Source organism: Streptococcus infantis (assembly GCF_047465035.1).
In the GTDB taxonomy this organism is placed as follows: Bacteria; Bacillota; Bacilli; order Lactobacillales; family Streptococcaceae; genus Streptococcus; species Streptococcus infantis_T.
The window spans coordinates 1-9699 of the sequence record NZ_JASHAQ010000033.1; the positions used below are offsets into that span (position 1 = coordinate 1).

Sequence of the window (9699 nt, forward strand, 5' to 3'; positions counted from 1 at the left end):
GGCTAATCTCCCCTACTTCTTCATAGGCCATCCGGTCTAGGCGACGCTTTTGACTCTCTTGTTTTCTGACGCTATCAAGGATTCGATTGCGAAATTTTGTTTTGAAGTAGACGTAGAGTTTCTTTTCTTCTTCCACTAATTCTGGATGCTTTTCTAGAAGTTCATGGAGACAGATCATGCCTTCTTGGTCCCAATCCTCTTTCTCCCACAGGTGGAGATAGTAGTCTTTTCTACATTTATGAACAATTCCTTTTAACTTCTCATAATTCTTTTCAAGCATTTGCTTTCCCCCTTTCTCTGCTATACTACAAGCAGAGAAAGGGGGAAAGAGGGGCTTTGGTTTCTGTTTTGTGTTTTTTTGAGTCCAAGGTGTATTAGGAAGTATTGAGGAAGACAGATGAGAGATAAAAAGACAACCGTTGTCTCTACAGTTGTCTTTGTTTGTGATTTTATATTGATAATATTTTTGATTAAAGTTCTGCAATCTGGTTAAGATTTACTTCTGCAACTGTATCATTACCAAACATTGAGATAATCATCTTAACTTTATTGTTATCAATTTCTGTGATCTTACCTGTGTAATCTGCGAAAGCTCCGTCAATAATACGAACAGTTTGACCAACTTCGACATCAATATCAAATTCTTGGACAGTTTGACCCATAGAAACTAAAATATCGCGAATTTCTTGTTCCAAAAGTGGAGTTGGTTTTGATCTATTTCCGTGTGAACCTACGAATCCTGTTACGTTTGGTGTGTTACGCACAACAAACCATGCTTCGTCGGTCATAACCATTTCTACAAGAACATACCCTGGAAAGCGATTTTCTTCGATTTCTTTTTTCTTTCCATTTTTTTCTACTTGCACTGTTTGTGTAGGAATTTCAACACGTAGAATATTTTCTAGCATATTGTATGTTTGTGCACGTTGCAATAGATTTTCTTTTACTTTATTTTCGTAGCCAGAGTAAGTTTGTAGCACAAACCATCCTTTATCAAAACTATCCATGTTTTTTCCTTTCCTAACTGAAGAATTTCAGCGACTAGATCTTTTCCTTAGCTTATTTTAAAAAATATTAATAAAACGAATCAATCCGCTAACAATCAATTGGTCAAAAATATAAATCATCACTACAAAGAAAGCAGTGTATTCCATGATAGATTTAAAATCTAACCAACTTTCCTTGCGAGTCGGCCAAGTTGTTTCTTTAAGAAGTTTAAAAATGTCCTTAATAAAACGCATCGTTTTCTCCTATCTCGTTTCTCGGTGTGTGGTGTACTTGCCACAGTGTTTACAAAATTTATTTACTTCTAAGCGTGTTGGTTTTGGATTGCCACTAATCTTAATCGAATAGTTTCTAGAACCACAAACCGCACAGGCTAGACTTGCTTTTTTAAGTGCCATAACGCCTCCATCTTACCTATTATAACAATAAACCTCTGCTTTGACAAGTTAAATCGTTTTTGATTTTTTAAGGTAATTTTTCAAAGTAACTTCCACTTGTTTTACCAAGGGATTTATCCAAAATACTTTTAAACATATTTTTTCAAAAGAAAAGCGTCATAACAAGTCAGCGACTCTAACTCCTGATCCAAAAAATCAAACAAATCTAAAAAGATCTCCCTTGTTATCGGTAAACTTGCTTCAAATTCTTTCTTCTGTTATTGCTTGTACTCTGCCAGTAATTTCTTTTTCTTCTCTTTATCCATTTTCTACTCCGACTAACTTTATTCAACAAGGTTCAACAGTCCTTCACTCCTCTCACATAGCACTAAATTCCTTTCATTGATGTAGTTTTTGATAGCAAAAAAAGAGTCAGCAAGCCAACTCTTTCGATCTCTATTCATTTTTTTCCATTAAGAAATCATAGATTTCCTGAACTGTTCCAAGCGCCATTATTTCTTGCTCTTTAACAGTTTGTTTCAGCTTTTGATAAATCTGACTCTCAGCTATATCACGCTTTTCAGCCTCTTTATTCACCCTCATGACTCCATTTTCAATGGTCACAAAGCCAAGCTCTTCAAATATCTGAATCATTTTGACTAATAGGATTTGCTCAATCTTGAGATAGGCCGCCAAATCCTTGAGTTTATAGCGAATGTCAAACTCCGGGAACTGATAGATGGTTTTATACAATTTTGCAAACTGCTCTCTCGTTCCATATCCCGTCAAGTAGTAAGCCTTAGCTATATCATTTTTAAAGTAAATAGCTGAAAACTCCTGTTCCTGACAGATTTTCTTAAGGAGGGATATATCCTCAGGGATATTCTTAACGACAATAGCTGAACAAGAGGTGACATCAGGTAACTCTTGCGTAAAGTCCAAAACGGCTACCCCTTCTGGCAACAGGGCATTCTTACCACGGACGTTAAAGAGCTGGACACCTTCTACACGGGCATCAACCATCATCAACTGCAAGGTTGTTTGTCCATTCCATTGGTTGACAGAGAGAGTCACTGCTAGTTCCAGTTGCTTGGTCTGTGAGAATTCAGTCGCCCATTTCCCTTGACCAAAAGCGACTACCTCAAAACTGGCCTCACCTTTGGAAATTTTCAGCTTGAGATGAGCATTACCAGCCCCCATGACGCGAGCATTTTCAACTTGAAAATCTCGAATATAGAAGACAGGCTTTTGGTTATCCATCCCAAAAGGAGCTAGACGTTCAAAACTTTTCACCGTCTCCAAACTCAAGGTCTCTAAGTCCAGTTCTTCATCTAAAAATAGATTGTTTTTACCTTGGGCATCTACACCTTTTTCTCGGATATAGGCTTCCAAAACATCAGACAAGACTTCCAACTTTTCCACTTCAAGGGTCATACCCGCAGCACCTGCGTGACCACCAAAGGCAATAAACAGTTCTCGATGCGGGTCCAAGGCTTCAAAGATATCGACTGCTTCTACGCTTCGAGCACTCCCCTTGGCGCTTCCATCTTCGATATTCAGTACAATGACTGTCTGACCTAGTTCTTCAAGTAAGCGGCCAGCTACAATTCCAAGAACTCCTGGATTCCAGCCTTCCTTGGCCAAAACTTGAACACTTTTATCAGGATCCACCATGCCCTTGGCTTCATCGTAAATAGACTGAACAATTTCCTTACGTTCTTCATTCTTTTGATGAATCAAAAGGGCGATTTCATGCACTTCCTCATCGTCAAATCCAGTCAACAAATCAATAGCTGGATTGGGATCATCCAAGCGCCCTAAGGCATTTAAACGAGGTGCTAACTGAAAACCGACTGTTTCTTCCGTCACATCACTACTTGAAATCCCAGCGATTTCAAACATTTCTTGCAATCCCATTCGCTGAGTATTGCGCAAGACCTCAAGACCATATTGAACCATGATGCGATTTTCGTCCGTCAAGCTGACCATGTCGGCAATTGTCCCAATTGCAACCAAGTCTAACAACTCAACCTGTACTTCTTCCAAAAGGGCACAAGCCAACTTAAAAGCGACCCCACAACCCGCCAAATGCTTGAAAGGATAGTCCGCCCCTGGATGTTCAGGATGGATAATAGCATAGGCATCTGGTAAAACCTCAGGCATAGAATGGTGGTCGGTCACAATGACGTCCACTCCCATAGACTGGGCCAAATCAATGACTTCATGCCCTGTCACACCATTGTCCACCGTCACAATCAAAGACACGCCCTGTTGTTCAATGAAATATTTGTAGACACTGGCATTTGGACCATAGCCGTCCGTAAAGCGATTAGGAAGATAGATCAGGCACTCAGCACCCAACTGTTCTAAACTCTCCTTAACAATAGAAGCCGAAGTCATCCCATCCGCATCGTAGTCCCCGTAAATGAGAATCAGTTCCCCTTGCTCAATAGCATGGCGAATCCGCTCCACTGCCTTTTCCATATCATTTAAAAGGTAGGGATCATGCAAATCCTCCAAAGAAGGTTCTAAAAATTTTTTCAGACTAGTTTCATCCTTGATGCCTCGTTCAAATAACAAACGAGCTACTTCAGGTCCCAAACCAGCTTTCTTAGCTATCTTTGTAAAATCCGCATCCTCAACTTGCGGAGCAAATTGCCAATTATAAGTAGGAATTATCAAAAAAATCATCCACTCTTTCTTACGATTCTATTGTTTTATTATAACATGATTTCCAGTTTTTCTCTATCTGCTTTGCTTTTATCAAAATTTTACTAATTTTTTTGTAATATCATTTGACAGGAAAACGCTTTTGTTGTAGAATCGATGTTACAAAATCTAACACAAAGGAGAAGAATTATGACTTTAGTAGAATTTAAAGCTGTTGAAAAGTATTACGGAGACTACCACGCACTCCAGAATATCAACCTTCGTTTTGAAAAAGGCCAAGTTGTTGTTTTACTTGGACCATCTGGTTCTGGAAAGTCAACCCTTATCCGTACTATCAATGGTCTAGAGGCAATTGATAGTGGAAGTCTCCTGGTAAACGGACACCAAGTGGCAGGTGCTAGCCAAAAGGATTTGGTCCCCCTCCGCAAGGAAGTAGGTATGGTTTTCCAACATTTTAATCTTTATCCACATAAGACTGTGTTAGAAAATGTAACTCTTGCACCTATTAAAGTACTGGGTATTGATCCCAAAGAGGCTCAAAAAACTGCGCAAAAATATTTAGAATTTGTAAATATGTGGGATAAGAAAGATTCCTATCCAGCCACCTTATCAGGCGGACAAAAACAACGAGTAGCTATCGCTAGAGGTCTAGCTATGAAACCTGAACTCCTCCTCTTTGACGAACCAACCTCAGCTCTCGACCCCGAAACAATCGGCGATGTCCTAGCTGTTATGAAAAAACTAGCCCACGACGGCATGAATATGATCATCGTCACACACGAAATGGGCTTCGCTCGTAAAGTAGCTGATCGCATCATCTTTATGGCAGATGGGCAAGTCCTGGTCGATACAACAGATGTGGATGCATTTTTTGATCACCCAAGTGAACCACGCGCCCAACAATTTCTCAGCAAGATTATCAACCACGAAAGTGATAAGGTCAAATAAGGAGACACCTATGAAAAAGAATTTCTTTCTTGCAACAGTAGTTACCAGTCTTTTAAGCATTGGATTTGTGACATCAGTTCAAGCAGATACCAGCATCTCAGATATCCAAAAAAAGGCAGAAATCGTTGTTGGCGTCAAACAAGACGTCCCTAATTTCGGCTATAAAAACCCGAAAACTGGAGAATTCTCAGGTATTGAAACAGATTTAGCCAAACTGATTGCAGATCAACTCAAGGTCAAGGTCCGCTACGTTCCAGTTACTGCTCAAACTCGAGGTCCTCTGTTAGACAACGAACAAGTGGATATGGATATCGCCACCTTCACAATTACTGACGAACGAAAAAAACTCTACAACTTCACCAGCCCTTACTATACAGACGCCTGTGGATTTTTGGTAAATAAATCAGGTAAGATTAAAGATATTGAAGATTTAAACGGAAAAACCATTGGAGTCGCACAAGGATCCATCACCCAAAAGCTGATTACAGAGCTAGGTAATAAAAAAGGACTATCCTTTAAATTTGTCGAACTCGGCTCTTATCCTGAATTGATCACCTCCCTCCACGCCCATCGGATTGATGCCTTCTCAGTAGACCGTTCTATCCTTTCCGGGTATACCAGCAAAAGAACTGAACTACTTGACGATAGCTTCAAACCTTCTGACTATGGTATTGTAACCAAAAAATCAAACACGCAACTGAATGACTACCTAGATCAATTGGTTGTCAAATGGAGTCAGGATGGGACCTTGCAGGAGTTATACGGTCGCTACAATCTCAAACCTTCCAAACACTCAGCAGAATAAGGAGGTAGCTACATGATAGATTTATCATCTTGGACAGCTTATTTTCAACATTTTGGTCAATTTTTTAACGGATTTCTCTTTACTATAGCTATTGCTCTAGGTTCTTTTACCCTAGCCATGCTATTGGGCATCCTATTTGGTACCTTATCCACTAGCAAACATGGTAGTTTACGGATCTTGTCTCGTATCTTTGTCGAATTTTATCAAAACACCCCTCTCCTAGTTCAGTTCGTTATTGTCTTTTACGGCTTGCCTCTGATTAGTAACCATACTATCATGATTCCTATCTACTGGACTGCCGTTCTTTGCGTCGGACTCTACCACGGTGCCTATATCGCCGAGGTCATTCGATCAGGAATTCAGTCTATCCCTAGAGGCCAACTCGAAGCCGCCCTTTCTCAAGGATTCACCTATGCAAACGCAATGCGCCTGATTATCTTACCGCAGGCTTTTCGCATCATTCTCCCTCCCTTGACCAACCAAGTCGTCAACCTGATTAAGAATACTTCGACAGTAGCTATCATTTCTGGAGTTGATCTTATGTTTGTCACCAAATCTTGGTCCGCACTCAACGGCAACTACATCCCAGCCTTTTTAGGTGCTGCCTTCTTCTACTTTGCCCTCTGCTTCCCTGTAGCCCAATTTGGACGAAAAATGGAGCAAGCTAACAAAAAAGCTTATTCACTTTAGGAGGTTTTTATGGAAAGTATTCTTGAAGTTCTCAGTCTAGACAACCTCATCTTTATTTTAAAAGGTTTTGGTCTAACCCTCTATATCTCTTTGATTGCTATCACGCTTTCAACACTGATTGGAACCATCCTCGCTGTCATGCGTAATGGAAAAAACACCCTATTACGAATCCTTGCTAGTGTCTACATTGAATTTGTCCGAAATGTTCCTAATTTACTATGGATTTTCACTATTTTTTTAGTCTTTAAAATGAAATCTACCCCAGCTGGAATCACCGCCTTTACTCTCTTTACATCTGCAGCTCTGGCTGAAATTATCCGAGGTGGTCTTAATGCAGTGGATCAAGGACAATACGAGGCAGGAATGGCACAAGGTTTCTCCTATCGCCAAATCCTCTATCACATCATCCTACCGCAAGCCATCCGCAAGATGCTCCCTGCCATCATCTCTCAATTTGTAACAGTGATTAAGGATACCAGTCTTCTATACTCTGTAATCGCCCTCCAAGAGCTTTTTGGTGCCAGTCAAATTCTCATGGGCCGATACTTTGAACCGGAACAGGTTTTCAGCTTATATATCCTGATCGCTCTAATCTACTTCAGCTTCAACCTAGCTATTTCAAGCCTTTCACGGACTCTAGCAAAACATTGGCAACAAGCTGCAGAATAACAAGAGGTTGGGACAAAAAATCCCGACCTCACTTTTTATTAACAATCAAACATTGACGCGGTAGCTGATTGAACTTTTTGTTCGTCTTTTAGACTCCAAAATGCTCCTAATCATCCTCGCGGGGCTGGGACTACGAAATTGAGACTTTGTCTATCGATTTCTGTCCCACCGCCTTTTGAGAGAAATCTTTTTGCTTATTTCTTTACTAGAAAATAAGCTAGGAAATGTTAAACTGACAAACTCTATGCTAGACTAGAAATATGGAACATCATTTTAATCATCGAGCAGAATCATTTGATTCTCCAAAAAATCAATTTCTGGCCGATCTTGTTTACCAGCATCTAATAAAACAAGTGCCTGATTTGTCAAACAAATCAATCCTAGACTTTGGTGGCGGAACTGGCCTTATCGCCCTTCCTCTTGCCAAACAAGCTAAATCAGTGACCTTGGTTGATATTGCAGACAAGATGCTTGCGCAAGCTCGTCTCAAAATTGAAAGTCAAAAGCTTGCAAACCTATACTTGATTCAACAGGATTTATTACTTGAACCACTTGAAGAAGAGTTCGACCTTATTATCGTCAGTCGAGTTCTTCATCATATGCCTAATCTTGATGACAGTCTATCTATGTTCAAGGAACATTTGACTCATGGCGGACAACTCTTTATTGCTGATTTTACTCTACCAGCTGGAGAGACACACGGTTTTATCATTTCTGAACTTGAAGAAAGCCTCAGCCAACAAGGTTTCTCGGAAATAACAAGTCAAATACTCTACAGCTCAGACCATCTCTTTCTCCATAAACCTTCCCAATTATTTCTTACAAGTAGCAAAAATATTTAGCCCTTAGAGTATCAGACAAGCACTAAAAACAAAGCAAATGCTAATCTTTACTCAGTTTTTGCATTTTCCCAATAGATAAGGTATAATAGTTGTATTGTCTTTTGGGGTCGTTACGGATTCGACAGGCATTATGAGGCATATTTTGCGACTCGTGTGGCGACGTAAACGCCCAGTTAAATATAACTGCAAAAAATAACACTTCTTACGCTCTAGCTGCCTAAAAACCAGCAGGCGTGACCCGATTCGGATTGCTCGTGTCTGATGACAGGTCTTATTATTAGCGAGATACGATCAGGCTTTGTCTAGCAGTTTGATAAGAGATTTATAGACTCGCAGTTCCTAGGCTTGAGTTATGTGTCGAGGGGCTGTTAAAACAATACATAACCTATGGTCGTAGACAAATATGTTAGCAGGTGTTTGGACGTGGGTTCGACTCCCACCGGCTCCATTATATTAAAAAAACGTTGATGTTCTCAACGTTAGAACGAAGACAAAGTCCTTGGAAGTCAAGTTTCCAAGGGCTTTTCTTTGTGTAAAGTCGTATAATAGAGGCAAGAAGAGTTGTGAGGTGTTCCTATGTTTCAAACGTTGATGATATCAACGTTTTTTCTGTCATCATACAAGTTTACAATGTTACATCAAGACACTTGAAAGATGGCAACATTAACTTTTCTTCTATGGGAAAAATAGCATATATAGTGGATTGAACTTAGAGTAGTACAATATAAATTCTAAAACATTTTTAGAAATTAATTTGACTTTCCTAACCTCTTTGTTCACATCTTATTTCAATCAACTATACATTGAACAGCTATTCAATTGAATTTTTAGCATTTTAAAGATCTGTAAGACTGACATTTCCCCTTTCTCCTAATCATTATCCATCAAAAAAACCGTAAGAATTTCTTCTTACGGTTTTTCTAGCAAATTCATAGAATTGAGATTCTCAGTTTTGCTTTATTTGAGTAATTTCTTACTCTTCTTCCTCACGTTTTTTAGCGAAGAGGAGTCCGCCTGTTGCTGCTGCAAGAAGTGCTAAAGCAAGTGAAGCGCTAGATTGTTCTGTACCAGTATTTGGCAATTCTTTCGCTCCTGCTTTCTTAGCTGGTGCTTGAGCAGGTGAATCTTGGTTAGCAGCTGTAACAGCTTTTTCAGCTGGAATGACTGCTACTGAACCATCTTCAAAGGTTACAACTACTGATCCATCATTGTTAACCTTAATATCTTTCGCGGTTGGGTTAGCTTTCTTAACTTCGTCGGCTACTTTAGCTTTTTCGGCGTCAGTCAAGTTGCTTGGATCTGTAACTGGGGTTACTGATGGATTCTTAACTCCATCTGATTCCTTAACTTTATCTGATGATTTCTTAACTGTCTTATCGGCTGGAATAACAGCTGTTGTACCATCTTCAAAGGTTACAACTACTGATCCATCATTGTTAACCTTGATATCTTTCGCGGTTGGGTTAGCTTTCTTAACTTCGTCGGCTACTTTAGCTTTTTCGGCGTCAGTCAAGTTGCTTGGATCTGTAACTGGGGTTACTGATGGATCTTTAACGACTTTATTAGTTGGATCTTTTACAGTTACTTTAACTGGTACTTCATCCTTAGAACCATCTGGGTAAGTCACAACGACTGTAGTTCCTTTATCACCTGGTGTAGTTGTGTCTACTGGTGTCTTGAACTCTACTGTTGT

Annotated in this window: 10 protein-coding genes, 1 other RNA gene and 1 pseudogene; 6 read left to right on the forward strand and 6 right to left on the reverse strand. The window is 39.7% G+C overall.

Going from position 1 to position 9699, the window contains the following annotated elements:
• From QM406_RS09705 to recJ, 5 genes and pseudogenes are all read right to left on the reverse strand, one after another.
• Positions 1-280 (reverse strand): annotated as a pseudogene (locus tag QM406_RS09705) (sigma-70 family RNA polymerase sigma factor); the annotation flags it as partial.
• Between the two features lie 190 nt (positions 281-470).
• Positions 471-1007: a transcription termination/antitermination protein NusG gene (nusG, locus tag QM406_RS09710; RefSeq protein WP_045763385.1), complete on the reverse strand. Its 537-nt coding sequence runs from the start codon at positions 1005-1007 to the stop codon at positions 471-473.
• A 57-nt stretch (positions 1008-1064) separates the two neighbouring features.
• The gene (gene secE, locus QM406_RS09715; protein ID WP_001211016.1) at positions 1065-1241 is read right to left on the reverse strand and encodes a preprotein translocase subunit SecE; all 177 of its coding nucleotides are present in this window, start codon (positions 1239-1241) and stop codon (positions 1065-1067) included.
• A 9-nt stretch (positions 1242-1250) separates the two neighbouring features.
• Positions 1251-1403, reverse strand: a complete 153-nt coding sequence (gene rpmG / locus QM406_RS09720) for a 50S ribosomal protein L33 (RefSeq protein WP_001809375.1) — start codon at positions 1401-1403, stop codon at positions 1251-1253.
• 435 nt (positions 1404-1838) lie between these two features.
• Positions 1839-4064, reverse strand: coding sequence for a single-stranded-DNA-specific exonuclease RecJ (recJ, locus tag QM406_RS09725; RefSeq protein WP_414274105.1), 2226 nt, complete (start codon positions 4062-4064; stop codon positions 1839-1841).
• 177 nt (positions 4065-4241) lie between these two features.
• Between recJ and QM406_RS09730 the strand changes: the two genes are divergently transcribed.
• The 6 genes from QM406_RS09730 to ssrA all read left to right on the forward strand — a co-directional run bounded on the left by QM406_RS09730 (position 4242) and on the right by ssrA (position 8457).
• Complete coding sequence (locus QM406_RS09730) at positions 4242-5000, forward strand: amino acid ABC transporter ATP-binding protein (RefSeq protein WP_281335773.1); 759 nt, start codon at positions 4242-4244, stop codon at positions 4998-5000.
• Positions 5001-5010: 10 nt separating this feature from the next.
• Positions 5011-5805, forward strand: a complete 795-nt coding sequence (locus QM406_RS09735) for a transporter substrate-binding domain-containing protein (protein WP_281335772.1) — start codon at positions 5011-5013, stop codon at positions 5803-5805.
• Positions 5806-5817: 12 nt separating this feature from the next.
• Complete coding sequence (locus tag QM406_RS09740; RefSeq protein WP_315640696.1) at positions 5818-6495, forward strand: amino acid ABC transporter permease; 678 nt, start codon at positions 5818-5820, stop codon at positions 6493-6495.
• Between the two features lie 9 nt (positions 6496-6504).
• The gene (locus QM406_RS09745) at positions 6505-7164 is read left to right on the forward strand and encodes an amino acid ABC transporter permease (RefSeq protein ID WP_075231400.1); all 660 of its coding nucleotides are present in this window, start codon (positions 6505-6507) and stop codon (positions 7162-7164) included.
• A 260-nt stretch (positions 7165-7424) separates the two neighbouring features.
• Entirely contained in the window at positions 7425-8006 is a 582-nt protein-coding gene (locus tag QM406_RS09750) for a class I SAM-dependent DNA methyltransferase (RefSeq protein WP_075231399.1), read from the forward strand.
• Positions 8007-8109: 103 nt separating this feature from the next.
• Positions 8110-8457, forward strand: a transfer-messenger RNA (tmRNA) gene (ssrA, locus tag QM406_RS09755).
• 522 nt (positions 8458-8979) lie between these two features.
• Here ssrA and QM406_RS09760 read toward each other — a convergent pair.
• Positions 8980-9699: Rib/alpha-like domain-containing protein (locus QM406_RS09760; RefSeq protein ID WP_414274104.1), on the reverse strand; the 720-nt coding region annotated here is incomplete at its 5' end.

Excerpts from the sequence above, each read along its gene's own strand:
- QM406_RS09730 (WP_281335773.1), top strand. The coding sequence starts at position 4,242 with ATGACTTTAGTAGAATTTAAAGCTGTTGAAAAGTATTACGGAGACTAC.
- secE (WP_001211016.1), bottom strand. The coding sequence starts at position 1,241 with ATGCGTTTTATTAAGGACATTTTTAAACTTCTTAAAGAAACAACTTGG.
- QM406_RS09750 (WP_075231399.1), top strand. The coding sequence starts at position 7,425 with ATGGAACATCATTTTAATCATCGAGCAGAATCATTTGATTCTCCAAAA.
- QM406_RS09745 (WP_075231400.1), top strand. The coding sequence starts at position 6,505 with ATGGAAAGTATTCTTGAAGTTCTCAGTCTAGACAACCTCATCTTTATT.
- QM406_RS09735 (WP_281335772.1), top strand. The coding sequence starts at position 5,011 with ATGAAAAAGAATTTCTTTCTTGCAACAGTAGTTACCAGTCTTTTAAGC.
- rpmG (WP_001809375.1), bottom strand. The coding sequence starts at position 1,403 with ATGGCACTTAAAAAAGCAAGTCTAGCCTGTGCGGTTTGTGGTTCTAGA.
- nusG (WP_045763385.1), bottom strand. The coding sequence starts at position 1,007 with ATGGATAGTTTTGATAAAGGATGGTTTGTGCTACAAACTTACTCTGGC.
- QM406_RS09740 (WP_315640696.1), top strand. The coding sequence starts at position 5,818 with ATGATAGATTTATCATCTTGGACAGCTTATTTTCAACATTTTGGTCAA.